We start from the raw sequence: 23,691 nt of genomic DNA, 5'->3' as shown, positions 1-23,691 counted from the left end.
CATGCCACAATTCGACGTCAGCTCGATCGGCTTCTACGTCCTCGACATCCTGGGGCGGCCGGTGTCGCGCATCCCCGAAGGCGGCCGCGCCGACTATATCGAGGAGATCCGCATGACAGTCGCCGGCACGGCCGGCGCGACCGGCATGGACTGCGCCATCCTCGGGCTGAAAACGCGGGCCGTTACCACGCTCGGCACCGACGATATGGGCGACTGGTTCCTCGCCAAGCTGAAGAAATATGGCCTGGAGTGCGGCCTGGTGCGCCGCGACGGCAGCGTCCAGACTTCCTCCACCATTCTGCCGGTGCGGCCAAATGGCGAGCGTCCGGCATTGCATGTGCCGGGGACGGCCGCCGTGTTCGAGGTCGCAGACGCCGATCTCGACGCCGCGCTTGACGCCACGGTCGTCCATGTAGGCGGCACCGGGCTGTTGAAGCGTTTTGACGGGGCGCCGACGGTCAAGCTGTTGAAACGCGCCAAGGAACTTGGCCGCATCACAACCTTCGATCTGATCCAGGCGACGCCGGAAACCTGGAAGCTGGTCGAGCCGTGTCTGCCCTATATCGACTATTTCGTGCCGAGCATCGACGAGGCAGGCGAGATGGCGCACGACCGGGATCCGGCCCGCGTTGCCGCCTTCTTCAAGGCGAGGGGCGTGAAAAACTGCATCCTGACCCTCGGCGCCGATGGCGTGCATGTCTCGCCGCAGCATGGCGAGGATTTCCACCTGCCGGCCTTCGACGTCGAGGTCTTCGACACCACGGGCTGCGGTGACTCCTTCACCGCCGGCATCATCGTCGGAATCGTCAAGGGCTGGGACCTCAAACAGTCGGCGCGGTTCGCAACCGCCGTCGCCGCCAAGGTGGCGATGGGGCTCGGCTCCGACGGCAAACTCGTTTCATTCGACGACACGGTGGCGGCGATGAATTCGCTCCCTGTCAAGACATCAAAGGTGCAAGCAGCATGACCATTCTTCCTGAGGCCAAGGGCAAAACGGCTCTCGTCACCGGCGCCAGCCGCGGTATCGGCAGGGCGCTCGCCAAGGGGCTCGCCGACGCGGGCTTCGACGTCGCCGTCACCGACCTGCCGTCGCAGGCGGCGGAGCTTGCCGCAACCAAGGCCGAGATCGAGGCGGCCGGCCGCAAGGCCTATGTCTACACAATGGATGTCAGCAGGAAGCACGAGATCGAGGCGACGGCACAGGCGCTGCTTGAGGCGGCTGGCAGCATCGACGTGCTGGTCAACAATGCCGGCATCCTGAAACCCAGCCTGCTCCAGGATCTCGACGAGGCCAGTTGGGACGCGCATTTCGACATCAATGCCAAGGGCGTGCTGATGATGTGCCAGGCCGTGCTGCCGCATATGCGCGCCAGGAGATCGGGCAGGGTGATCAACATCGCCTCGATCGCCGGCCGCCAGGGCGTGCCGACGCAGGGTCATTACGCGGCGACCAAATCGGTGGTGATCACGCTCACCCGCGTGCTGGCGCAGGAAGTCGGCATGGACGGCGTCACCGTCAATGCCATCTGCCCCGGCATCATCCTGACCGAGATGGGCAAGAACAACCTCGGCAGCGAGGCGGCGATCCGCCATTGGGAAGATGTCGCGGCGCTGAAGCGCCTCGGCGCACCGGAAGACGTCGTCGGGCCGGTGCTGTTCTTCGCCTCGGATCTGTCGGCCTTCGTCACCGGCCAGTCGCTCAACGTCGACGGCGGCATCTACTACCACTGACGGGCCGCCGCGGGCTTGCACAATCGCGACGTCCACGTCTGGCGTTGAAGATACGACACGAGAGGATCCGTCCAAGCGGCGAAAGCGGTGATCCAGAGACTGGATGTCGCCCCGGCAGCTGACGCGCGTTGCCGGGGGAGAGGGTTCTGTGGCAAACTTTCAGTAAGTGGACCGTGGCATGGAACGCTCCGCGGCATTGGAGGTGCGAGCAATGTTCAAGGGTCGCGCCAGGGGTCAGGGGATTCGTGCCAAATCCCAATTTCCTGCCCAAGGATCATCGCGTCGCGGAACGCGTCCGGCCAGCGCGTGATCGACTATCTGACCAGAAGGTTGAAGGGCGCCTCGCCCTCCCATGAAAAGGAACCTTCGGGCTGCCTGATAAGCTCGGGAAAATGACCGGGCACGATGCGATCGGCCGTTGCAAGAATGTGCTTTATGGTGGCTGTGCCTGCTTCCAGCGTGTCGAAGGCCATGTCGCATCGCGCCAGGATCGCCTCCTTTATATATTTGATGGCGTCGCCGGCGATGATGACTCGGCCCTTTTCCGCACTCTCGAAGCGCAGCGCATAGCTGCCGGGTGTGTGGCCGGGCGCCGGGAAATAGGAGATGCCGGGTTCCAGTTCGCCCTCGCCATCGATCAGGTCGACCTGGCCGCGCGACAACTGGTCGAGAATGCCCCAGGGAACCAGCAGATCATCGGGATGCGGGTTGGCTGCGTAGTTCCACTCGGTCCGGCTGACGACGATCCGCGCGTTGCGAAACAGATCGATGTTGTGCGCGTGATCGAAATGCAGATGCGACAGGAAGACGGTCTTTATGTCGGACGGCTCGAGGCCACGTTCGCGCAACTTCTTCAGCAGGCCGAGTCGGGAAATGTAGCCACCGGTATCGAAGAGGATCGGACCGCGCCCGCCATGGATCAGCGTGACATTCGACATCCCCAGGAAATCGTCTTTCAGGCGCAGATTGTTCCCGGCAACGACGATCTCGTAGGACGGGTTCAAGAGGCTTGCCTTTCCTCTACCCAGCGCAATGTCTCGGGCAAGGTATTCCAGCCGCCATGCGCCCGCTTGTAGGCTTCGAGCGCGGGCTGCATGTGATCGACCGACAGGCTGATGAAACCCTCCCGGTCACCGGTGCGCAACATATCGATCATGCGGCCATGCTCTTCACGCGCAAGCTTCAGGAGAACCGGGTCGCCGATGCCATAGCAACGGATGCCGAGGGTTTCCACCCAGACGCGGTCGATCAGGCCGGCCAGACAGACATTGCCGCATGCCGCCCAGATGCGGCGATGGAACTTGTTATTGAGCGTGCAGACCTTCTGAAGTTCGCCACTCTCGTGCGCGGCGCAATAGTCGCGATGGATGGCCTCGAGGTCGGCGATCAACTCCCTGCTGGCGGGCAGGGGAATGCGCCGTGCGGCTTCGGTCTGCAGCAGCGCCCGGGTCTCGTAGATCTGCTCGACCTCTTCGACGGAAAAATCGCGTACCGTCACGCCCTTGTTGGGGCGGCGCGAGACAAGCCCCATCTGCTCGAGATCAGCCATGGCGGAACGCACGATGTGCCGGGAGACGTCGAACTGAGCGGTGATGTCTTCCTCAATCAGGCGTTCGCGTGGCCTGAGTCGGCCAAAGATGATCTTCTGCTTGATGAAATCGACGATCTGAGCCACATGCTGGCTGTTCTTGTTCTGGGCCAAAATCTCAACTCCGTTCCAATAGTTTTCCGACAGCATACTCGGCAAGCGCGAGCGCGGATGTCAGACCGGGTGATTCTATCCCGAAAAAATTCACTAGCCCCGGGATTCCATGGTCAAGTGGGCCTTCGACCAGAAAATCCGCGCTCGGCGCGCCAGGGCCGCTGATCTTGGGCCTGACACCGCAGTGCGTACAATTGAGTTCCCTGTTCATGACCCCAGGCCAGTATGATCGCACGAGGGTGTAGAACTCCTCTGCAACCTGTGCATCAGGTATATAGTCGATTTCATCAATCCAATGAAGATCGGGACCGAGGCGCATCCGGCCGGAGAGATCCAGAGTCAGATGAATACCGAGACCGCCCTCCACCGGCACGGGGTAGATGAGGCGAGAAAAGGGTGTCGCTCCCGAAACCGAAACGTAATTTCCTCTCGCCAGGAAGCGGCGAGGGATTCGGCCCGGTGGATGGTTCTCGATGCTGCCGGCGACCGCCTGGGCTCCGAGCCCCGCGCAATTGATCAGATTTCTGCAGCTTATCGATATGGCATTGGCACCGTTTTCGCCGGCTGCTTGAACGTCGAATCCATCGGCTCGCTGTCTCGCGGCATTCACCCGCGTGCGCAGAACACATTGGGCGCCATGGGCCTCGGCGTCGCCTTGCAAGGCGAGCATGAATGCATGGCTGTCGATGATACCGGTCGAGGGCGAGTGAAGCGCGGCCAGGCATTCGAGTTCCGGCTCCATGCGCCGGGCTTCAACACCATCGAGAGCGATCAGATCAAGAACGCCGTTTTCGGCTGCCCGCTTCGCCAGGGCTTCGAGTGTTTTTATCTGCGCGGGGGTGGTGGCGACGATCAGCTTGCCGAGCCGGCTCACCGGAACCCCGCGGCGCTCGCAATAGTCGTAGAGCATCCGCCGTCCGGCGACGCATAGCCGCGCCTTCAAGCTTCCGGACGGATAGTAGATCCCGGCGTGGACGACCTCCGAATTGCGCGACGAGGTGTGTGTGCCGATGGCATTTTCCTCTTCGAGCACAAGAACTTCCTGGCCATGCAGCGCCAGTTGCCGCGCGACCGCGAGGCCGATGACGCCAGCTCCGACGACGATCGTTTCGATATCCAATCCAACACCTCTTTTCCGCAATTGGCCATATGTCGGCAAAATCTGCAACAAGATTGTTGACAAAATTGTCGCCGTGCAATCTCATGATGGCGAGGAATGCGTTTGCGCAAGAGTGGGGAGGGCGTTTTGGAGCGGCTGCTCGTCAACGGGATTTCCGTTCACGTCGAGGAGATCGGACCTGTCGGTGCGCCGGCGGTGCTGATGAGCAACAGCCTTGCGGCGGACACCTCGATGTGGGCCGCGCAAGCTCAGCAGTTGGCGCAGAACTACCGTGTCATCCGCTTCGACGCCCGGGGACACGGGCGGACGGAAGCTACGGCGGACGACTATTCTCTCGATCTTCTGGTCGATGACGTCCTCTCGCTTCTGGATGCGATGGACATCGAAAAAGTGCATTTCGTCGGACTTTCGCTGGGCGGAATGATCGGACAGCTTCTCGCCGTGCGCGCGCCCCATCGGCTGTCCAGTCTGGTCCTGTGTGCGACGTTTGCCTCGACCTCGATCGAGATGTGGGACGAGCGCGTCAAGCTTGCGCGCAAAGAGGGCGTCGAACCCCTGATCGAACCGACCCTCACGCGCTGGTTGACGCCTGGATTTCGGGCGGCGCGTCCCGATGTCGTGGACGCGGTGCGCGGCATGATCGGCAAGACTTCGGCAGAAGGATATGCCGGATGTGCTGCCGCAATCCGCGATATGGATATTTCCGGTGCCGCCCAGCATATCTCGCTGCCGACGCTTTTGGTCGCCGCGGCCGACGATCCTTCGGCGCCGCCTGAGACGATGGCGCGGCTTCATGAACGTATCGAAGGCGCGCGTTTCATCGTTCTGGAGGACGCGGCCCATCTGTTCACGATCGAGCAGCCCGATCGCGTGACCCGCGTCATTGCCGAGTTCCTTGCCGAAGTTACGGCCGAGCTCGACCCGCAGACAGGCGGATCAGATGCGTCCGCCACACAAACCCGCTTGGGGTGACAAACCGGAGGAGAACAAATGACCGAGGAGATCAAATCACCTGCCGTGCCCGGCCTGAGCCGCCGCACATTCCTGACAGCAGCCGGCGGCACGATGGCCGCCGCGGGCCTTTTGAGCGCTGGACTGGCCACGCCGGCAATTGCCCAGGCCAAGAAGGTGAGGGTCGGCTTGGGGCTGAATTACGGGCCCTTCAATCAGCCCTGGCGGCGCGGCTGCTACACGCTGCTGAAGAAGGTCGTGGAACTGGGCGGCGAGGCCGTCACCGTGCGCGGCACACCCAGCAAGCAGAGCGAACAGGATTCGGCGCGTTCGCTGTTGGATCGCGACATTGATGTCCTGGTGCTTGGCATCTATTCGCTGGAATCGGAAACCGCCTACCTCGTCGACGAGGCGAAGAAGCGCAACATCAAGACAGTTGGCTTCGCGGTACCGGTCAAGGATTCGCCATTTGTCACGGAAGACACCTACGGCACAGGCGCCACGCTGTCCTATCATGTGCTGAACGTCACCGGCCGGCAGGGTACATTCGTCCAGACCGCCGAAAGCAAAGGGTTCTATACGCCGTTCGATCAGGAGGCGGACCAGTTCAGCCTCATGGCCAGCTACGAGCCACGCATGAAGGTGCTGCCATTCGTCTCCGGTTCGGTCTCGACCCAGGACCAGATATCCAAGGGCCGCGAGAACGCTCTGGCGCTGCTCCAGGCCAATCCTGAACCTGGCTCGTTGACCGGTATCATCTCCTGGTGGTGGCCGCTGACGATCGGCGCCGCGCAAGCGATGCAGCAGATGGGCCGCACCGATGTCCGCATCTTCAACCACTACTTCTCGAACCAGTTGCTGGAAGAGATGGTCAAACCGAACTCGCCGGTCGAATTCTCGACCGACGTGCCTTGGCATCTGATGGGTGAGCAGGTCGCCGAGATCGCCATCAAGCTTGGACAGGGCGAGACGGTGCCGCCCTATCAGAGCCGGGTTCCGGTGACGGCGATCACCAAGGACCAGGCGGGTCAGGCGCTGGCCGAGGTGCAGAAGATGGACGAGGAAGCGATCGCCTTCCTTAAGGACTACGGCGGCTGAGCCAAGTCGAAATGGGGCCGGGCTCGGACCCGGCCCCTCATGATCGTGTTGACCAGGTCTTTGTGGAGTAGGCGATGCCTGTCGTTCAGGTGAATATCAAGGATGGGCGCACGCTCGACCAGAAGCGCGAACTGGTTTCGCGCATCACGGATGCGCTGGTCGACGTATGCGGCGCGGCCAGGGACCGTGTCCACGTCATCATCAACGAAGTTGCGGAAGAGAGCTGGGGTCGCGGCGGGCAACTGCTGTCCGACATCGCCGCAATAGCCGTTCAGGAAAAGGAACGAAAATGAGCGGACGTCTGAGCGGAAAGCGCATCATCATCACGGGCGCTGTCGATAATATCGGCAAGGAAGCCGTGCGTGGCTTCGTGGCCGAGGGTGCAAGAGTCGTCATCGGCGACAGGGATGAGAGAGGTGCGGCCACCGCGCAAGAGTTTGGCGGCGCGGTGCATTTCATAAAGGTCGATGTCACCGAGGAAGGCAGCGTGCGGTCGCTGATCGAAGAGGGTGCCGCATGGCTCGGAGGCCTCGATGTCCTTTGCCAGAACGCCGGTCTCCAGCACTCAGGCGCCGTGACCGATTTCGATGCCGCGAAATGGGACGCGCTCTTCGCGGTCAATGCGCGAGCCCATTTCTTTGGCGCGAAGTACGCGGTTCCGATGCTGCGCAAGAACGGGAAGGGGTCGATCATCAACACCTCCTCGCTGGCCGGCAAGCGCGGCGGGCCGGGGATGACCGCCTATTCGGCCTCGAAAGGCGCGGTGATCGCCTTCACCACCGCGCTCGCGATGGAGCTGGCGGCCGACAATATCCGCGTCAACGCGATTTGTCCGGGTTGGGTCGATACCGCCTTCAACCAGCCGGCGATCAATTTCATGGGTGGCCTCGACGCCCAGGCGAAAGCCGTGTCCTCGGTGGTGCCCTTGGGCCGGCAGGCCCTGAGCAGCGAGATCGCGCCGATGTTCGTCTATCTCGCCTCGGACGAGTCCTCTTACATGACCGCACAGGCGATCACGATCGATGGCGGCGTCTACAATTCCTGAGTCCTCTCGCTGAGAAGCTCGGATCGGCCTGGGAGGAGAATGAGATGGCACAGTCAACAACTGAAATCGGTTCGGGGACAGTCGCGATGCAAGGCAAGCCGAAGCAGGATCGAGGATCGCCTCTGGTCAATTTTCTGCGCCGCTGGGGCACGATCGTTGTCATCGTCGCCACGGGCATCGGCTTCGCGCTTGCCTCGCCCTGGTTCCTGACGCTGTCGAACTTCAACAACATCCTGTTCTCGATGATCGTCAGCTGCCTGGTTTCCGTCGGGCTCACCTTTGTGGTGGTCGGTGGCAGCTTCGACCTCTCCGTTGGTCTGACCGTAACCACGACGTCGATCGTAACCGCCTTCCTTATCCCGATCGTCGGGCCGTGGCTGGCAATCGTCGGCGCCTTGTTCGTCGGCGCCTTCATCGGTCTGCTCAACGGCTTCCTGGTCACCTACGGGCGGCTGTCCGGCATCGTCGTCACGCTCGGCATGATGTTCGTGCTCGGCGGCATCAACATCTTCCTTACCGATGGCTACCAGATCGCCGTCGACTACAAGGAAACGGCGTTCGCCTTCATCGGTCAGGGCAAGATCGGCTTCGTCGCCTTTCCGGTCCTGATCCTGCTGGCGGTGGTGGCGCTGATGCATGTCGTCTCGACGCGCACCAAGCCCGGGCACTACATCGCCGCCGTCGGCGACAATCCCATGGCTGCCTACTATTCGGGCGTGAAAGTTTATCACTGGTTGATCCTGGCCTTCATACTGGCTGGCGTCATGTCGTCGATCGGCGGGATCATTCTGACCTCCGTCTCCTCCTCGGCGCAGCCGGTGGGTGGCGAAGGATATCTGCTGGAGGCGTTCGCCGCGGTGTTCCTGGGCGCGACCGTGCTCGGCAAGGGCAAGCCGCATGTGTTCGGCACGCTGCTTGGCGTCTTCTTCATCTACATGGTCAATTCCGGAATGAGTATGGTCGGCTTCCCCTTCGCCGCGCGTCAGCTGTTCTCGGGCCTTATCCTGATCCTCGCCGTCGGCGCCAATGCGATGCTGAACCGCGAGGAAATTCACCTCAAATTCATCTGAGCCGGAGGACACCATCATGTCGCAATGGCTTCTCGAGGTTCGCAACCTCACCAAGGATTTTAGCGGGACCAAGGTGCTGAAAGGCATCGATCTTGGCTTCCGGCGCGGTGAGGTCCACGGGCTGCTCGGTGAAAATGGAGCCGGCAAGAGCACGCTGATCAAGATCCTGACCGGCGTCTATGGCGCCAGCAGCGGTGAAATCTTGCTGGAGGACAGGCCGGTGCGGATCGGCAGCCCGCTCGACGCCCATAGGCTCGGGCTTGGCGCCGTCTATCAGGATGCTGAACTGATCGGGGGATTCACCGTCGGGCAGAATCTGCTGCTCGGCAACGAGCCGGGAAAAGCGCTGATCAGCAACAGGAATATCCATGCTCAGGCGCAGGCAATCCTCGACCGCATCGGCATCGAGATCGACGCCACGCGCCTTGCCAGGACGCTTTCCGCAGCCGAAATGCAACTCGTCACCTTGGGCACGCTGTTTCACCGCAATTACAAGGTGATCGTTCTCGACGAGCCGACGGCTCGACTGTCGGCTAGCGAGGTGGAGTTGTTGTTCCGGATCATCCAGAACTTCCTGTCGCAAGGCATCACCATCATCTACATCTCGCACCGGCTGGAGGAGATCAAACGCATCTGCGATCGCGTGACTGTCCTGCGCGGCGGCACGGTTTCGGCAACGCTCGACCGTGACGAGATCACTGAGGATCGGGTGACGGAGCTGATGGTCGATCGCAGCCGCAGCGATCTGGAAACCTACAACACCGGCCATTCGACGGCGCAGGTGGTGCTCGAACTGGAAGCCGTCGGAACGGCCAAGCTCGAACCGCTGTCGCTCAAGGTTCATGCCGGCGAAGTTCTCGGCATCACCGGTCCGGTCGGCGGCGGCATGGAGCAGCTGGAGCTTGCACTCGGCGGGATAGCCGCGGCCTCGGGCACGGTGCGCGTCGATGGGACGGCGCGGCAGATTCCGGATCCGCCCGCCTCCCGGCGGGCGGGCATCGCAGTCATCCCCGAGGACCGGCGCAAGCAGGCGCTGTTTCCCAATCTGACAATGGCGGAAAATATCTGCCTGCCCGTGCTCTCAAGACTGTCCCGATGGGGCCTGGTCAACGGACGCCTCAAGGATGGTTATGCGCAGGCGGTAATGGGCCAACTCAATGTCATGCCACGACAGCCGGACACCATCGTCAAGTTCTTCTCCGGCGGCAACCAGCAGAAAGCCGTGATCGGCAAATGGCTGAAGGCCGAGGCACGTGTCTACGTATTCGTCGAGCCGACCTCCGGCGTCGACGTCGGCGCGATCAAGGAGATCTACGACATCATTCTGCGGCTGGCCGAAAGCGGTGCGGCGGTGATCATCATCTCCTCGTCGATCAAGGAGATCCTTTCGCTGGCTGAGACGGTGGTGGTGGTCCGCAAGGGCGCGATCGTCCACGCGGCCAGGAAGACGGACTGCAACTACGACCAGCTTCTCGCTCTTTCCATGGGCGGGAGCACAACAGAAATCGCAGCGTAACATCAAGGAGAAGAGGACGTGACGATCACTGCCGAAAAGATACAGGCCGGACTGCAGGCGGGTCTGAAGAAGGCGCGCGAATTGAACTCGCCGTCCAGCATCGCCATCGTGGACGAGGGGCGGAACCTGCTGGGTTTCGTGCGCATGGAAGGCGCATTGCTCGCCAGTGTCGAAATCTCGCAAGCCAAGGCCTATACCTCGCGTTCGCTCAACATGAAGACTGGCGACGTGATGCCGTTGGTGCAGCCCGGTGGGCCGCTCTACGGAATGGAGAATTCACACCGCTTGCCGCTGGTGGTGTTTGCCGGCGGCGTTCCGGTTTCACGCGGTGATCAGGTCGTCGGCGCCGTCGGCGTGGCCGGTGGCATGCCGCCGGATGACGAGGCGATCGCTTCCGCCGCCGCTGCCGCCATGGCAGGCTGAGCTACCAAAGATACGATGCGGCTTACCGCGTCCCCCGCTTCAGCAATGGGTGGGGGACGTTGTCGTTGGCTGGACAGGAAGCTAACCCCTCACGGCGATGATGGCGCCGGCCAGAACGAGGCCGGCGCCGAACAACCTCAACAGGCCAAGCGGATGGCTTGAGGCGCCAAGGACTCCGAAGCGATCCACGAGCAGCGCGGCCCCTATCTGTCCGGCGATGACAAGGCAGATCGCAGTCGTCGTGCCGAGCGCACCGACACTGACGATCGCCCCGGTGACATAGATCGCGCCGAGCAATCCACCAAGCCAGACCCAGCCCGGTATGGATACGGCCTGTTCCATCGGGGGGAGTGGCGTTCTCAGAAGCAGCTGCGCGGCCATGAGCGCGAGCGTCGCGACAAGGAAGGAGATGCCGGCCGCTATCAATGGACTGCCAAGACCTGCCGCAAGCCGTCCGTTGACGAGCGCCTGGATTGGCAGGACGGAGCCGGCAACCAGGGCGATCAGAACAGCCTTCAGCATGCATCGTCCTCAGCGCGGGATATTGCCGTATCAAAGCCGTAGAGCTGCTCCGCGTTGGTTACGAACAGCTTGCGGCGAAGGTCGGGGTCCGTGGTCCAGTCCAGTGCCATATCGACCAGGTCGCCGTCATTAGGCATTGGCACTGATATGGCCGGGTGTGGCCAGTCCGTCGCCCATAAGACCCTTTCTGGGTTGGCTGCCAGCAATGCCTCCGCGAAAGGCCTGACGTCGTCATAGGGCGGACGCGGTATGCCGGTGATGCGGTAGGCGCCGGAGAGCTTGACCCAGGCACTGCCTTCGCGAACCAGATCCAAAAGCGCCTGGAAGCCGGGGTCTGCCAGGCCCCTTGTCGCCGGCACGTGGCCGAAATGATCGAAAACCGCCGGCACGCGCAATGCCCGTACCCAATCCGCCAGATCGGGTATCGTCGACACGTCGACGAGGAACTGCAGGTGCCAGCCGAACTCGCGGATGCGACTGGCCAAGGCGCGGGCCGTGGCAAGGCCATTGCCGGCCTTGAAGACGAGATTGATCCTGACGCCGCGCACGCCGAGTTCATGCAAGGCAAGCCATTCGCGCTCCGGCAGGGTCTCATCGACAACGATGACGGCCCGCATGGGAATGCGCGCCTCGCGCAACGCGTCGAGTGTACGCCTGTTGTCGGTACCGTAGACGCTGGGTTGCACCACCACGGCCCGGGAAAAACCGATCTTGCGCGCCAGATGCTCGTAGTCAGCAAGGCTGGCGTCAGGAGCGGTGTAGCTTCGGCCGGATGCGAAGGGATAGTCCGGCCGGGGGCCGAAGACATGGAAATGCGTATCGATGGCATTGGCCGGGAGACCGCTCCGAGGCGCTCGCGGCGCAAGGTCTGCTGGCTCGCAGATTGGGATGTCCAAGTCCGGCACCTGAGTGGCCGGTCAGGACTGGGGTGTCGGGCGATAGATCGGGCCGCGGCGCATGGTTCGTTCGAGCATATGGTTCGTCAGATAATCGGCCACCTCATGGGGGTTGTAGGATACGGACTCCTGCCCGGGATAGCCAAGCACCGTGTGCACTTCGGGCGCCATGTAGTAGCCGCCGGAAGCGGCCAGTGTCAGCGCATTGAAGGCCTCCGGATCGTCACGCGAAAGATCGTTGATGCTCCTTGACAAGGCATCCGCGTCGATACCAGCCAGGCCGCGCCGAAAGCTCTCCACGATGTCGGGCCTGAACGCCAACACATCGTCAAGCAACTTTTCATGCACGCCGACCGCAGTGGCCGAGGGGAATTGTTTGTAGGCGGGGATCAGCATGTCGGCGATCCGGCCGAAAAGCTTGCGCATGTCCGTAGTGATCTGGTTGGCGCTCGGCATCACGCGGCCTCCAGGTTGCGGCGTTCAGAAATCATGCGACGGGTCTGCCGCAAGGCGACAGACATGATGGTGGCCGTGGGGTTGAGGCCGGCCGAGGTCGGGAATGTGCTGCCGTCGAAAATGAAGAGATTGGGAACGTCGTGGGTCTGGCCCCATTCGTTGACGACCGAGGTTTCGCGGTCGGTTCCCATGACGCAGGTGCCCAGCAGGTGCCATCCTGTATCCGGCATCTGATGAACGACCGAGATCTCCACGGCTCCGCCGGCCTGACAGGCCTCCGCGCAGCGCTCTTCGTGGAATTTGAGCATGCGTTCGGAGTTCTCGGAGACCTTGTAGATCAACTTGGGGGCGGGGATGCCATCGGTATCGGTCAGTTCCGGATCAAGAAGGACCTGATTGGATTCCTCCGGGAGATCCTCGCCAATGATTCCCCAGACCATGGTGCGGCCGAAGCGACGGGAAACGAGGTCATGGAGGTTCGTTCCCCACATGTCCTCGACCTTGGCGTTGGGGTCGGCAAAGACCTTGGAACCGACGAAGCTTGTCGCGCCAAGCGGTCCGCCACCCGGCATGGCGCCCCATTTGGCGCCGCGCAAGAAACCACGTTTCTCGTCCGTCTCGTAGAACTCGTAAGAGGAGACATTCTGGCCAAACGGCCCGCGCCACGATTCGAGATCCTCCTCGAACGTGGCCTGCACGGCCGAGAAGGGATGCATCATCAGGCGCTTGCCGACCAGTCCGCTCGAATTGGCGAGACCGTCGCGAAAGCGTGCCGACTTCGACAGCAGGAGCAGTCTCGGCGTACCGATACCGTTCGCGCACAGGATCACCGTGGCCGCCCGCTGACGCCGCTCGCGGCCATTTTCGTCCATGTAGATGGCACCGGTGGCGAGGCCCCGTTCGTCGACGGTGATTTCCCGCACCCGGGCACCGGTGACGAGGCGGGCGCCAGCCTTGATCGCGTGTGGCCAATGGGTGAGATCGGTGGTCGATTTGGCGCCTTCGGGACAGCCGCTCATGCAGGTGCCGCGTCGCACGCAGGCATTCAGGCCATTATAGGGCACAGACGGTATCGCGTTGGTCCCCGGCCACCAATGCCAGCCCATTCTGTCCAGGCATTCCGCAGCCTTATGGCCGACCTTGCCGATCGGCAGGGCAGGGGTCGGATAGGCCATCTTGGGCGGATAGGCGGGATTGCCGCCCAGTCCGGAAACGCCGACTTCGCGTTCGATGACCTCAAGGTATGGCGCCAGATCTTCGTAGGTGAAAGGCCAATCGTCGGCGATACCGTCAAGCGTACGCACCTTGAAGTCCGACGGCATGAACGGCGTCCAGTGGCCGGCATAGAGCGTGGCGCTGCCGCCGACACCACAGAACATCAGTGGATTAACGTCTGATTCCGTAGTGTTGATGGGATAGTCGCGAGGCATGTCGCGAAAATTGGGATTGGGATGCCACTGCTTCTGGGTGACCAACTCCCATTCGGGGCGCCGGCCGGGATAGCGGCCGGCATCCGGCATGTGGCCTTGCTCCAGCGCGACCACCTTGAAGCCGGCCTGCGCCAGATGTTTTGCCGCAACGGAACCGGACGGCCCCGCGCCAATGATCAAAACGTCGGCAATATCCTCCCGCCCGGCGCGAGAACCGGACGCTGCGATCGCAGCCATGATCTCCTCCCTTGAGACAAGCACTATTATTTCGGTGTCGACCGGAAGATTGGACCCCGGTCGATCACCTGCTGCAGCATGCCGTTGGCGACATATTCCGGAACGGCATCCGGGTTTGCTTCCGGGCGACTCTGCTGTCCGGGATAGCCGATCAGGTCCCGCACATGCGGGGTCATATAGTAGCCGGCGGAAGCCACAAGGCCGATCGCGGAGAGCGCATCGGCATCGGTGCGGTTCAGCTCGTTGGCGACCTCCGATGCGTCGCGTCCGCCAGCCTTCGAAAGGCCGCGCAGGAAATTCTCGCGCAGGTCGGGCCGCAGCTCCAGAATGCGGTCAAGCATGTCGCCTTGCACGTTCATCTCGCTGGCCGCGGGCATGCCTTCGGCATTGGGAATAAGCACATCGGCAATGGCTGCGAATGTCTCGCGAATGTTGGCGTCCAACTGGCTCATGCCGCCACCTGCTGATCACGACGGTTGGCGATGAGGTGCTTGACCGAACGCAGCGCCACGGCCGCGATCGTGCCCGTCGGATTGAAGCCGGAGGAGGTCACGAAGACGCTGCCGTCATAGACGAACAGGTTCGGCACGTCGTGCGAGCGGCCGTGCTGGTCGACGACCGAGCGCTCGGGATCGTTGCCCATGCGGCAGGTGCCCATGAGGTGCCAGCCGCAGTCGCGCATCAGAGGCGTGGTGGAAATGTCCACCGCGCCAGCGGCGAGCATGGCTTCCTTGGCCCGTTCTAGATGGAAGTCGATCATCTTCTTGGTGTTGTCGGAGTTCTTGTAGATGATTTTCGGCGCGGCAATGCCGTCGCTGTCCTTCAACACCGGATCGAGCACAACGGCGTTCGTCTCGTCAGGCAGATCCTCGGCGATGATGCCCCATTCGAAGGCGCGGCCGAAGACCTTGCGGGTGTTGCGGTGCAGATTGGCGCCCCAGGCCTCGTCGAGCGGCTTGCCACCATAGGCGGCGCGCATGCCGAGCGGGCCACCCGAGGGCATGACCTGCCATTTGGCGCCACGCACGAAGCCGCGCGACTTGTCGGTTTCGTAGAACTGCATCGACTGGATCGTCTGGCCGGCCGGTCCGAGCCAGCTCTCCAGCGGTTCGTCGAAATAGCCCGTTACAGCGGCATAGGGGTGCATCATCAGGTTCTTGCCGACCAGTCCGGAGGAGTTGGCGAGCCCATTGGGAAAACGGCCGGAGGTCGACAGTTGCAGCAGGCGCGGTGTGCCGACACCGTTGGCGCAGACGATGACGGTCTGCGCCTTTTGATGCCGCTCACGGCCCTGGCGATCGATATAGGTGGCACCGTTGGCACGGTTCTGGGCGTCGAGCGTGATTTCGCGAACACGCGCGCCGGTGATGAGAACGGCCCCGTCGCGAAGCGCGTCGGGCCAATGGGTGTGATCGAAGGAGGCTTTCGCGCGTTCGGGGCAGCCGGTCAGGCACGTGCCCCAGCGGACACATTGGTTGCGCCCGCCATAAGGTTTGGAGGGAATGGAATTGGGTGCCGGCCACCAATGCCAACCGAGCCTGTTCATGCCCTCGGCGGCCTTCATGCCGATCTTGCCGATCGGCAGTGGCGGCAACGGCGATGCTTTCCCCGGCGGATAGGCTGGATCGCCGTTCAGAGCCGACACGCCCATCTCTATGTCCATCTGATCGTAGAACGGCTCGAGATCCTCGTAGGTGAAAGGCCAGTCGTCGGCGACGCCATCCAGCGTCTTGACGCGGAAATCCGACGGCATGAAGCGCTGCCAATGCGCCGCATAGAGAATCGTGCTGCCGCCGACGGCGCTGTACATCAACGGGTTCACGTCCGATTCAGACGTGTCCACGGGATAGTCCTGCTCGAGATCGCGAACGTTGGGGTTGGGATGCCAGCGCTTCTGCGACATCAACTCCCATTCCGGCTTGTTGCCCCAGAATTCGGCATTGTCGACACGCCCGCCCTGCTCGAGGCAGACGACGCTGAAGCCGTTGGCGGCGAGGTGCTTCGCCGCAACCGAACCGGATGCGCCGGCGCCAATGATCAAAACATCCGCGACTTGGGGTGGTCTACCCTGGGGTGCCATGCGGTTCCTCCTCCCAAACATCATGACGGGCGGCCCAGAGAGGACTGCCATATCGTCACCTTTGCACACCAAAAACGTTCTGACAACATTGTCGACATTATAGTTGACATTTTTGGTGGCGCGCGCTGTATGGGTCTCAAGACGGCTGCGGGAGGCGGCATCAATCCGGGGCTCACGGCCCATCGGAGGCGCGCTGACGGCGCGGCTTTAAGGGGAGGATCAATGCATATTGCGGTTGTTCTGCGCATCGTGCCAGACGTAACGGAAGAGATCGAGATCGCCGGCAACGGCATCGAGATCGATCGTGAATGGATCGGCCTCAAGCTCAACGAGTTCGACGATCATGCGCTGGAAGAAGCGGTGCTCCTCAAGGAGTCGACCGGCGCGCGCGTGACGGCTGTTACGCTTGCCGGCGATGGCGCGGAACGCCAGTTGCAGACCGCGATCGCGCGTGGCGCCGATAATGCCATGGTGGTCAATCATGACCAGGAAGGCGCGGTAGGCGCACGTGCCGCCGCGCATCTGCTGGGTTCGGTCCTGAAAAATCTTGGTGCCGATCTGGTGCTGACCGGCGTGCAGACGCCCGAGGATGTCTTCGGGCAGTTGGCGCCGTTCCTGGCGGCGGACCTGCAATGGCCGGTGCTGAATGCGATCAACGGCGTGTCCGTTGCGGAGGGCGGGCTCGAGGTGACGCAGGAATACAGCGGCGGCTATTCATCCCGCCTCGCCGTGAAACTGCCGGCAGTCCTTGGAATCCAGGCCGCGTCGAAGCCGCCGCGTTACATCTCGGGCAGCAAGCTGCGCCAGGCAAGCACAGCCACGATCGCATCGGTGGTGTCGACAGTCCCGGACGGTTTCCGAGCTCAGGTCTCGACGCGCCTTGGCGCGTCTCAATCCGGCACCAAGGCCGACATGATCACCGGAAGCGCCGAGCAGATTGCCGCCAAGCTCGTGGATATGCTCGCCGAACGCGGACTGGTCGGAGCCTGAACGATGAAGATACTCGTCTATCTCGATCTTCAGGACGGTGTTCCCACCGCGCTGTCGCGTGAACTTGTGGCCGGCGCGCGCCGGCTCGCCGGGCAGGGCGGCAGCATCGAACTGGCGCTGATTGGCGGCAACGCCGACGCGGCCAGGAAGCTGGGCGCCTCCCGCGTCTTCACATCGACCCCTTCGCCCTATGATCCCGTGGCGCATGGCGCCTATCTCCAGGGCATCGTGGCCGACAACGGGTTCGACCTCATTGTCTTCGGTTGTACAACCTCGGGTCTCGACCTTGCGCCTGTCCTTGCGTTCCGCAACGACCTGCCGCTTCTCAGCTACTGCACGGCGGTGCGGATTTCCGGCGGCACGGTGGAGGCGGATAGCCAGATCTATGGGGGCAAACTTGTTTCCACCGCCGAGGCTTCAATGCCTGCCGTGCTCCTCGTGAATGCCGGCACCTTCAGCGAGGAAAACGGCAGCCAGGCCGAAAATGCCGAGATCATTCAGCTTCCCGACAGGCCTCAGTCCTCGGTGCGGCTGCTGTCCGCCAATCGGCCGGATCCGAATGCAGTCGATATCACCAAGGCCAGCCGCTTGCTCTGCGTGGGCCGCGGGATTGGCGAACAGGACGTCATCGAGGAGGCGCGCGAAGTCGCCGATTTGATGGGCGGCGAAATCGTCGGCAGCAGGCCGATCATCGACGCCGGCTGGCTGCCGAAGGAGCGCCAGGTCGGCAAATCGGGCCGCAAAGTCAAGCCGCAGCTATACCTCGCCCTGGGCGTTTCGGGTGCGCCTGAACATATCGAAGGCATGGGGGGTGCGGGCACGATCGTGGCGATCAACACCGACGCCGGCGCGCCGATCTTCGACCATGCGCATTTCGGTGCGGCTGTCGACGTCGCCGATTTCCTGCCTGCCTTCAAGGAGGCTCTGGCCAGGAAGGTGGGCTGACGTGCTTCAGACGCAGCTTGTTCTGACCGCCCTGGTCGCCGCCACCGTCGCCATATCCGGATATCGGTTCTATAGGATCCTGGCACCGGTGTTCCGGGGGGCGTCCGTGTACAGGCTCGACCACCCCGGGCAGCGTGCTGCTGGAGCCGCGGCCGATGTTGGCCTGCACAGACGGCTATTCCGGAAACGCTATTCCGGGCTGCTCCATGCGATGCTGTTTTCCGGCTTCGTCGTGCTCTTCACCGCGATCATCCAGAGCTTCGGTTCCGGATTTTTCCCCGGTTTCTCGCTGGCTGCGATCGGCGGCAACACCTGGATCGCGCTGGCGCAGGACATCTTCGCCGTGCTGATCATCGCGGCGCTGGCGCTGGCGGCGTTCCAGCGCGGCTTTCTGCGGCCGGCTCGCTTCAAGGGCTCGAATGCCGTCGATGCCTGGGTGATCTACGGGCTGGTCGGCTGCGTGGTCGGCACGATGTTGCTGGAGAACGCGTTCCATATCGTGGCCGTCGGAACGGCGACTTCCTGGCGCCCAGTCTCCGGCGCCATAGCTTCGTTTCTTGTCGTCCTGGGCATAAGCCCGGCCGTTGCGGCTGGAGGGGCCGAATTCTTCTACTGGGCGCATATATGCGTCGTGCTTGCCTTCCTGATCTACATTCCGGGTTCCAAGCACCGCCATATGTTCCTGGCCATTCCCAACATCTATTTCCGCAACATCGGGCCAAAGGGCCTGCTCACGCCCGCCGGCTCCGAGGCTGCGGGCATTACCGACATCGATCAGTTCCACTGGAAGCACAAGCTCGACCTGGTTTCGTGCACCGAATGCGGCCGGTGCCAGGAGGCGTGCCCGGCCAACGCCGCCGGGCTTCCGCTCAGCCCCAAGAAGCTGATCATGGATCTGCGCGATCATATGATGGACCGCGAGCGTGGCAATTGCCGCGACGTGCCGCTGATCGGCGGGGTGATCAAGGAAGAAACGCTTTGGGCGTGCACGACCTGTCGCGCCTGCCTGGACGTTTGTCCCGTCCATATCGAGCCGATGACCAAGATCATCGAAATGCGTCGCAGCCTGGTTGAGGAAGGCGATGTCGAGCCGATGCTGCAGGATTCGCTGGCGAGCCTGCAGCGCAACGGCAATTCACTGGGCAAGCCGGCGCGCCAGCGCGCCAAATGGACCCGGGACCTGGACTTCAAGATCAAGGACGCGCGCGAGGAGCCTGTCGACATCCTCTGGTTCGTCGGCGATTACGCGTCCTTCGATGCCCGGGTCCAGCGCATCACGCTGAAGGTGGCGCGCGTGCTGCACGAGGCCGGAGTGGACTTCGGTATCCTCTACGACGCCGAACAGAACAGCGGCAATGATGTCCGCCGGGCCGGTGAGGAAGGCGTCTTCGAAGTGCTGGCTCGCCAGAACATCGAAGTGCTCGACGCTTGCCAGTTCAATCGGATCATGACGACCGATCCGCACAGCCTGAACGCGTTGCGGCAAGAATACCGCTTCTTCGACCGCAATTATGAGGTGATCCACTATACGCAGTTGCTGCTGGAGCTTCTGGAGTCGGGCCGGCTAAAGCCTTTGGCCAACGACGGAGGCGTCGTCACCTATCACGATCCCTGCTACCTCGGCCGCTACAATGGCGGCTTCGACGCTCCGCGCGAAATCATCCGCAAAGCGGGCTACGAACTGCATGAAATGGGCCGCTGCCGAGAGAACAGTTTCTGCTGCGGCGCCGGCGGCGGGCGTATCTGGATGGACGACAGCAAATCGGTTGAACGGCCGAGCGAGAACCGCATCAAGGAGGCGCTGGCTCTGGGCGATGCCAGACAGTTTGTCGTGGCCTGCCCGAAGGACACGGTCATGTACACGGCGGCGGTTCAGGCGCTTGGCGTTGGTGATCGCATCACCGTGCGCGACATGATCGATCTCGTGTACCTGTCCTGATCCCGCTGCCGCCCTACCAGGAATTGCCCCAGTTGGGCGCACCCTGTCATCGAGGATAGCTCAGTAGGCGGAAAGCTCTCGCGTTAGATGTTTGATCCCGGGCTTTGATGGAGCATCGCTTCCGCGGCGCGCCCGTCCCGCATTTCCATCGCGCTGAAATGGCCGCTGTGGCCGGCGACAATGCTCTCTCGCCGCGTTGGCGGTGAAGTCCGGCGGGATCTAATCAGCCGACTTCCCGATCGTGGCGCTCGCCCTAAAACCTTCTTGCCGGCTATTGGAAGCGGAGCATGAACGGGCCCGCTGCGCTGATGTCGATCGCCGCTGGCTTTCTGCCCCGCGTGCTCGGTTACGGGTTTCGCCCAATCCACTTTGCAATGCCTATCTCATGCCCGCGCCAGCTATGGATGCGCCAACGGTCCGCATCATCGGCGATGCATCCGGGAGCATGGAAATTTCCTTGCTCAGCAGAAATGCAATCCGGCCGTATTGAGATAGACGGCATAAAGCGAACTGTCGGCAGTGATGAACAGGCGATTTCGATGAGGTCCGCCAAAGCACACATTGGCGACAGTCTCCGGGACAAGAATCTTGCCAAGAAGCGTACCGTCCGACGCAAAGCAATGAACGCCATCGCCTGCCGACACCCATAAATTGCCGTCAACATCGATACGAAACCCATCAGGGATGCCGGGATCGATCTCGGCAAAGACGCTGCCGCCCGAAAGGCGGCCGTGTTCGTCCACATCGAAGCGGCGGATATGGTGCGGCTTATCCCAGCCATGGGAACGGCCGCTGTCGGCGACATAGAGCTGTGTCTCATCCGGGGAAAAGGCAAGGCCGTTCGGCTTGTCGAAGTCGCCGGCAACTACCGATAGCGTACCTGACTTGGGATCAAGGCGGTAGACGTTCCAGGCTCCGATCTCACTGGGCGCCTTGTAGCCCTCATAGTTGCTCAGGATACCGTAGGGCGGATCGGTAAACCAGACAGTATCGTCAGATCTGACCACCACATCGTTGGGCGAATTGAGACGCTTGCCCTCGAACCGATCGGCCAGGACGGTGATACTGCCATCATATTCAGTACGCGTGACGCGCCGTTCCCCATGTTCGCAACTGACGAGGCGTCCCCGCCGGTCGCGCGTATTGCCGTTGGAAAAATTCGAAGGATAGCGGAAAGTGGAAACATCACCCGTCACTTCATCCCACTTCAGCATCCTGTTGTTGGGAATGTCGCTGAAGAGCAGAAAGCGCCCATCGGCGAAATACACGGGCCCTTCGGCCCAGCGCATTCCAGTGTGAAGTTTTTCGAGTTTGCACAACGGGATAATGAAGTCGTGGAAGCGACGATCAAGAACCTCGTAGTATGTCATCTTCAGGTGCCTTGCTTGCTGGGTTGCCTTGCCGATCGGCCGGTTCCTTCGGGCTTGCACATGGCCCGATAGAGCGTTTCAACGTCGCGTAAACGCCTGCGCAGCTCGCGCTCGGCCCCGTCGGCATTATGGGCAATGAAGGCCCGATAGCCGCGGACGTCGCATCCCATCGCAGAGCTAAGTGCCTCGGGGTGCTGAAGAGATGTATGACGCCTCATTGACAGGTCCGCCAACAGCTTCAGATATCCTTGTTCTTGGCGCTGAGACCGTGAATCAGCAGCATGACCAGGATGATCGCGCCGAAGATCATCTCGCGCGCGGCGGCGGGCATCTGCATCACCGAAAGGATCGACGACAGAAGCGTGATGAAGATCGCGCCGGCGAAGGTGCCGACATAGTTCCCCCGACCGCCTTGAATGGAGGTTCCTCCGACCACCACAGCCGAGATGACCGGCATGAGATAGGGGTCGCCCATGCCCTGATAGGCCTGGTTGGTGTAGCCCAGCAGCAGGATAGCGCCGAAACTGGAAAACGCTCCGGCAAGGACGAAGGTTGCCACTGTCACCAGGCGGACCCGCGCCCCGGCAAGGAACACCGCACGTCGCGAATTACCCAGTGCATAGAGGTAGTTGCCATAGACGGTACGCCGGAGCACCCAGACTGTGATCACGGCAACTCCCAGCCATACGAGAAAGGCGTTGGGGATGCCGAAGGTCCGACCGATCGCCGCCTGTGTCGCCAGCCAGGGAACCTCACCGTTGGGACGGCTGTTGCCGGTGTAGAAAACCGTGGCGCCAAGCAGCATGGCGTTCACCGCCAGCGTCCAGACCATCGCGGGTACCCGAAAGATAGCAACACCGATGGCGTTCAAGAGCCCAATAACCATGCCAAAGCACAGGCCCAGTGGAATTGCCAGGCCGGCGATCACGGGATTGGAACTGCCAGAGGCCGAGATGACAACAATCGCCGTGCCTGTGATCGTCCAGGGCACCGAAAGGTCGATCTCGCCAAGCAGGATCACCAGCATGGCACCGGTGGCGATGATACCAAGAAAGGCGGCGATCTGAAGCTGTTGTAGAATGTAGCTGGGCTTCAGGAAGCCAGGATACAATAGCGAGCCACCCAAGAGCAGGGCGATGCAGCCCAGCCCAATCAGCAGGACGGACACATGGTCCCGGCTTAACCAGCGGCGGGATTTGTAGGGTGCGGCGCGTCGTGCGGTTGCATCAGTCATCAGCGGTACAACTCAAGCCGGCTGCGCACCCGGAAAACGCCGAGCGCGCCCAGTGCAATTGCAGTTGCGAGGATCAATCCCTCGAAGAACGGCTGCGCCAATGGCGGCAGCCCGGAGAAGAACATCAGCGACGAGATTGTCTTGAGGATCAAGGCGCCGATAACGGCACCGATGGGGTTGCCGACGCCACCGCTCAGCGCCACTCCGCCCAACACGATGGCGCCGATCGAATTCAGCGTGTAGGACGGCGCGATATTGGGATCGCCAGTAAGCGTGACCATGCTGACATAGATGCCGGCAAGGGCCGCGATGAAGCCGCTGCTGCCGTAGGCGATGAGCTTGAGCCGGTTTACGCGAAGGCCGGTCATGTAAGCCGACTGTTCAGACGATCCGACAGCATAGAGGCCGAGGCCGAGGGCCGACCGGCGCAGAAAGACCATCAGTGCGACAAGAACGACGACAAGAATCATCGCCGAGACCGGAACGTCCGCAACTGCATAGGTGAGCGCGTCCGACATCGTCTCATCGATGCTGCCTCCGGGCGTAGGCCGCAAAAGCAGAGCGATGCCGCCGAAGATGCCACCCGTCGCAAGGGTGGCGACGATTGGCTGCACCCGGCCATAGACAACCGCGATCCCGTTCACCAGCCCACATGCCACCCCGACGGCCAGCACTGCAATCATCCCAAGGGCGATCGAGGTCGGAGATCCGTTTAGAAGGAACGACGCCACCACGTTGGTCAGTGCAATAATGGATCCTACCGACAGGTCGATTCCCTTGACCAGAACCACAAAGAACTGAGCGATCGCGGCAAGCCCAAGCAGTGCCCCCTGGTTCGACCAGATTGTAACCACATAGGTTGAAAAGCCGCGCGGATGGACGACCATATAGCCGGCGAAAAGCACTATCAGCGCGAGCGCGGCAATCGCTTCCTTG

Annotated in this window: 24 protein-coding genes; 12 read left to right on the top strand and 12 right to left on the bottom strand. The window is 62.1% G+C overall.

The window, feature by feature from the left end:
- Position 1 precedes the first annotated feature (1 nt).
- Positions 2–967 carry a carbohydrate kinase family protein gene (locus AC1VON_RS00795; protein WP_172348332.1) on the top strand — a complete coding sequence of 322 codons (966 nt, stop codon included), beginning with the start codon at positions 2–4 and terminating at the stop codon, positions 965–967.
- Positions 964–1,731, top strand: coding sequence for an SDR family NAD(P)-dependent oxidoreductase (locus AC1VON_RS00790; protein WP_172348333.1), 768 nt, complete (start codon positions 964–966; stop codon positions 1,729–1,731). The genes AC1VON_RS00795 and AC1VON_RS00790 overlap by 4 nt, the downstream gene beginning before the upstream one ends.
- A 314-nt stretch (positions 1,732–2,045) precedes the next feature.
- Here the strand turns inward: AC1VON_RS00790 and AC1VON_RS00785 are convergent, their stop codons facing one another.
- Genes AC1VON_RS00785 through AC1VON_RS00775 form a run of 3 tightly spaced genes read right to left on the bottom strand, consistent with a single transcriptional unit; the run spans position 2,046 to position 4,553 of the window.
- Complete coding sequence (locus AC1VON_RS00785) at positions 2,046–2,735, bottom strand: N-acyl homoserine lactonase family protein (protein WP_172348334.1); 690 nt, start codon at positions 2,733–2,735, stop codon at positions 2,046–2,048.
- Positions 2,732–3,433, bottom strand: a complete 702-nt coding sequence (locus AC1VON_RS00780) for a GntR family transcriptional regulator (RefSeq protein WP_206681897.1) — start codon at positions 3,431–3,433, stop codon at positions 2,732–2,734. Before AC1VON_RS00780 ends, AC1VON_RS00785 begins: the two co-directional genes overlap by 4 nt.
- Positions 3,434–3,437: 4 nt before the next feature.
- The gene (locus AC1VON_RS00775) at positions 3,438–4,553 is read right to left on the bottom strand and encodes an NAD(P)/FAD-dependent oxidoreductase (protein ID WP_172348336.1); all 1,116 of its coding nucleotides are present in this window, start codon (positions 4,551–4,553) and stop codon (positions 3,438–3,440) included.
- A 96-nt stretch (positions 4,554–4,649) separates the two neighbouring features.
- Between AC1VON_RS00775 and pcaD the strand changes: the two genes are divergently transcribed.
- The 7 genes from pcaD (at position 4,650) to AC1VON_RS00740 (ending at position 10,656) form a co-directional block, all read left to right on the top strand.
- Entirely contained in the window at positions 4,650–5,525 is an 876-nt protein-coding gene (pcaD, locus tag AC1VON_RS00770) for a 3-oxoadipate enol-lactonase (protein ID WP_172348337.1), read from the top strand.
- A gap of 18 nt (positions 5,526–5,543) precedes the next feature.
- A complete protein-coding gene (locus AC1VON_RS00765; RefSeq protein WP_172348338.1) occupies positions 5,544–6,602 on the top strand; it encodes a sugar ABC transporter substrate-binding protein in 1,059 nt (352 codons plus the stop codon).
- A gap of 74 nt (positions 6,603–6,676) precedes the next feature.
- The gene (locus AC1VON_RS00760; protein ID WP_172348339.1) at positions 6,677–6,895 is read left to right on the top strand and encodes a 2-hydroxymuconate tautomerase; all 219 of its coding nucleotides are present in this window, start codon (positions 6,677–6,679) and stop codon (positions 6,893–6,895) included.
- Positions 6,892–7,647, top strand: a complete 756-nt coding sequence (locus AC1VON_RS00755) for an SDR family NAD(P)-dependent oxidoreductase (RefSeq protein ID WP_172348340.1) — start codon at positions 6,892–6,894, stop codon at positions 7,645–7,647. The genes AC1VON_RS00760 and AC1VON_RS00755 overlap by 4 nt, the downstream gene beginning before the upstream one ends.
- A 44-nt stretch (positions 7,648–7,691) precedes the next feature.
- On the top strand, positions 7,692–8,717 hold the full coding sequence (locus AC1VON_RS00750) for an ABC transporter permease (protein WP_246740894.1): 1,026 nt from the start codon (positions 7,692–7,694) through the stop codon (positions 8,715–8,717).
- Between the two features lie 16 nt (positions 8,718–8,733).
- On the top strand, positions 8,734–10,233 hold the full coding sequence (locus tag AC1VON_RS00745; RefSeq protein WP_172348341.1) for a sugar ABC transporter ATP-binding protein: 1,500 nt from the start codon (positions 8,734–8,736) through the stop codon (positions 10,231–10,233).
- 18 nt (positions 10,234–10,251) lie between these two features.
- Positions 10,252–10,656 (top strand): GlcG/HbpS family heme-binding protein, encoded by a 405-nt coding sequence (locus tag AC1VON_RS00740; RefSeq protein ID WP_206681898.1) that lies wholly within the window; start codon positions 10,252–10,254, stop codon positions 10,654–10,656.
- Positions 10,657–10,737: 81 nt separating this feature from the next.
- Here AC1VON_RS00740 and AC1VON_RS00735 read toward each other — a convergent pair whose 3' ends face one another.
- Genes AC1VON_RS00735 through AC1VON_RS00710 form a run of 6 tightly spaced genes read right to left on the bottom strand, consistent with a single transcriptional unit; the run spans position 10,738 to position 16,277 of the window.
- Entirely contained in the window at positions 10,738–11,178 is a 441-nt protein-coding gene (locus tag AC1VON_RS00735) for a DMT family transporter (protein ID WP_172348342.1), read from the bottom strand.
- Positions 11,172–12,074 (bottom strand): amidohydrolase family protein, encoded by a 903-nt coding sequence (locus tag AC1VON_RS00730; RefSeq protein WP_172348343.1) that lies wholly within the window; start codon positions 12,072–12,074, stop codon positions 11,172–11,174. The genes AC1VON_RS00735 and AC1VON_RS00730 overlap by 7 nt, the downstream gene beginning before the upstream one ends.
- Positions 12,075–12,095: 21 nt before the next feature.
- On the bottom strand, positions 12,096–12,530 hold the full coding sequence (locus AC1VON_RS00725; protein WP_172348344.1) for a gluconate 2-dehydrogenase subunit 3 family protein: 435 nt from the start codon (positions 12,528–12,530) through the stop codon (positions 12,096–12,098).
- Positions 12,530–14,197, bottom strand: coding sequence for a GMC family oxidoreductase (locus tag AC1VON_RS00720; RefSeq protein ID WP_172348345.1), 1,668 nt, complete (start codon positions 14,195–14,197; stop codon positions 12,530–12,532). The genes AC1VON_RS00725 and AC1VON_RS00720 overlap by 1 nt, the downstream gene beginning before the upstream one ends.
- Positions 14,198–14,223: 26 nt before the next feature.
- Positions 14,224–14,649, bottom strand: a complete 426-nt coding sequence (locus AC1VON_RS00715; RefSeq protein WP_172348346.1) for a hypothetical protein — start codon at positions 14,647–14,649, stop codon at positions 14,224–14,226.
- Positions 14,646–16,277, bottom strand: a complete 1,632-nt coding sequence (locus tag AC1VON_RS00710) for a GMC family oxidoreductase (RefSeq protein ID WP_172348347.1) — start codon at positions 16,275–16,277, stop codon at positions 14,646–14,648. Before AC1VON_RS00710 ends, AC1VON_RS00715 begins: the two co-directional genes overlap by 4 nt.
- A 222-nt stretch (positions 16,278–16,499) precedes the next feature.
- Here AC1VON_RS00710 and AC1VON_RS00705 point away from each other — a divergent pair, with 222 nt between their 5' ends.
- Genes AC1VON_RS00705 through AC1VON_RS00695 form a run of 3 tightly spaced genes read left to right on the top strand, consistent with a single transcriptional unit; the run spans position 16,500 to position 20,151 of the window.
- Positions 16,500–17,267: an electron transfer flavoprotein subunit beta/FixA family protein gene (locus tag AC1VON_RS00705; RefSeq protein WP_483120010.1), complete on the top strand. Its 768-nt coding sequence runs from the start codon at positions 16,500–16,502 to the stop codon at positions 17,265–17,267.
- Between the two features lie 3 nt (positions 17,268–17,270).
- Positions 17,271–18,212, top strand: a complete 942-nt coding sequence (locus AC1VON_RS00700; RefSeq protein WP_483120008.1) for an electron transfer flavoprotein subunit alpha/FixB family protein — start codon at positions 17,271–17,273, stop codon at positions 18,210–18,212.
- A 1-nt stretch (position 18,213) separates the two neighbouring features.
- Positions 18,214–20,151, top strand: coding sequence for a (Fe-S)-binding protein (locus AC1VON_RS00695; RefSeq protein ID WP_483120006.1), 1,938 nt, complete (start codon positions 18,214–18,216; stop codon positions 20,149–20,151).
- Positions 20,152–20,612: 461 nt separating this feature from the next.
- On the opposite strand, the gene AC1VON_RS00690 is transcribed toward AC1VON_RS00695, so the two are convergent.
- The 3 genes from AC1VON_RS00690 to AC1VON_RS00680 all read right to left on the bottom strand — a co-directional run bounded on the left by AC1VON_RS00690 (position 20,613) and on the right by AC1VON_RS00680 (position 23,660).
- Positions 20,613–21,521 (bottom strand): SMP-30/gluconolactonase/LRE family protein, encoded by a 909-nt coding sequence (locus AC1VON_RS00690; RefSeq protein WP_483120004.1) that lies wholly within the window; start codon positions 21,519–21,521, stop codon positions 20,613–20,615.
- Between the two features lie 238 nt (positions 21,522–21,759).
- Positions 21,760–22,755, bottom strand: a complete 996-nt coding sequence (locus AC1VON_RS00685; protein ID WP_483120002.1) for an ABC transporter permease — start codon at positions 22,753–22,755, stop codon at positions 21,760–21,762.
- Positions 22,755–23,660: an ABC transporter permease gene (locus AC1VON_RS00680; protein ID WP_483120000.1), complete on the bottom strand. Its 906-nt coding sequence runs from the start codon at positions 23,658–23,660 to the stop codon at positions 22,755–22,757. The genes AC1VON_RS00685 and AC1VON_RS00680 overlap by 1 nt, the downstream gene beginning before the upstream one ends.
- Between the last annotated feature and the right edge of the window lie 31 nt (positions 23,661–23,691).

The sequence above is a fragment of the Mesorhizobium sp. HAY1-8B genome (assembly GCF_056868045.1).
Note: the sequence above shows the minus strand (reverse complement) of the source record. Positions and strands in the feature narration are given on the sequence as shown.

What these genes read in the sequence shown, in the direction of transcription:
- AC1VON_RS00795 (WP_172348332.1), top strand. Translation starts at nt 2, where the DNA reads ATGCCACAATTCGACGTCAGCTCGATCGGCTTCTACGTCCTCGACATC.
- AC1VON_RS00790 (WP_172348333.1), top strand. Translation starts at nt 964, where the DNA reads ATGACCATTCTTCCTGAGGCCAAGGGCAAAACGGCTCTCGTCACCGGC.
- pcaD (WP_172348337.1), top strand. Translation starts at nt 4,650, where the DNA reads ATGCGTTTGCGCAAGAGTGGGGAGGGCGTTTTGGAGCGGCTGCTCGTC.
- AC1VON_RS00765 (WP_172348338.1), top strand. Translation starts at nt 5,544, where the DNA reads ATGACCGAGGAGATCAAATCACCTGCCGTGCCCGGCCTGAGCCGCCGC.
- AC1VON_RS00760 (WP_172348339.1), top strand. Translation starts at nt 6,677, where the DNA reads ATGCCTGTCGTTCAGGTGAATATCAAGGATGGGCGCACGCTCGACCAG.
- AC1VON_RS00755 (WP_172348340.1), top strand. Translation starts at nt 6,892, where the DNA reads ATGAGCGGACGTCTGAGCGGAAAGCGCATCATCATCACGGGCGCTGTC.
- AC1VON_RS00750 (WP_246740894.1), top strand. Translation starts at nt 7,692, where the DNA reads ATGGCACAGTCAACAACTGAAATCGGTTCGGGGACAGTCGCGATGCAA.
- AC1VON_RS00745 (WP_172348341.1), top strand. Translation starts at nt 8,734, where the DNA reads ATGTCGCAATGGCTTCTCGAGGTTCGCAACCTCACCAAGGATTTTAGC.
- AC1VON_RS00735 (WP_172348342.1), bottom strand. Translation starts at nt 11,178, where the DNA reads ATGCTGAAGGCTGTTCTGATCGCCCTGGTTGCCGGCTCCGTCCTGCCA.
- AC1VON_RS00725 (WP_172348344.1), bottom strand. Translation starts at nt 12,530, where the DNA reads ATGCCGAGCGCCAACCAGATCACTACGGACATGCGCAAGCTTTTCGGC.
- AC1VON_RS00720 (WP_172348345.1), bottom strand. Translation starts at nt 14,197, where the DNA reads ATGGCTGCGATCGCAGCGTCCGGTTCTCGCGCCGGGCGGGAGGATATT.
- AC1VON_RS00715 (WP_172348346.1), bottom strand. Translation starts at nt 14,649, where the DNA reads ATGAGCCAGTTGGACGCCAACATTCGCGAGACATTCGCAGCCATTGCC.
- AC1VON_RS00710 (WP_172348347.1), bottom strand. Translation starts at nt 16,277, where the DNA reads ATGGCACCCCAGGGTAGACCACCCCAAGTCGCGGATGTTTTGATCATT.
- AC1VON_RS00705 (WP_483120010.1), top strand. Translation starts at nt 16,500, where the DNA reads ATGCATATTGCGGTTGTTCTGCGCATCGTGCCAGACGTAACGGAAGAG.
- AC1VON_RS00700 (WP_483120008.1), top strand. Translation starts at nt 17,271, where the DNA reads ATGAAGATACTCGTCTATCTCGATCTTCAGGACGGTGTTCCCACCGCG.
- AC1VON_RS00690 (WP_483120004.1), bottom strand. Translation starts at nt 21,521, where the DNA reads ATGACATACTACGAGGTTCTTGATCGTCGCTTCCACGACTTCATTATC.
- AC1VON_RS00685 (WP_483120002.1), bottom strand. Translation starts at nt 22,755, where the DNA reads ATGACTGATGCAACCGCACGACGCGCCGCACCCTACAAATCCCGCCGC.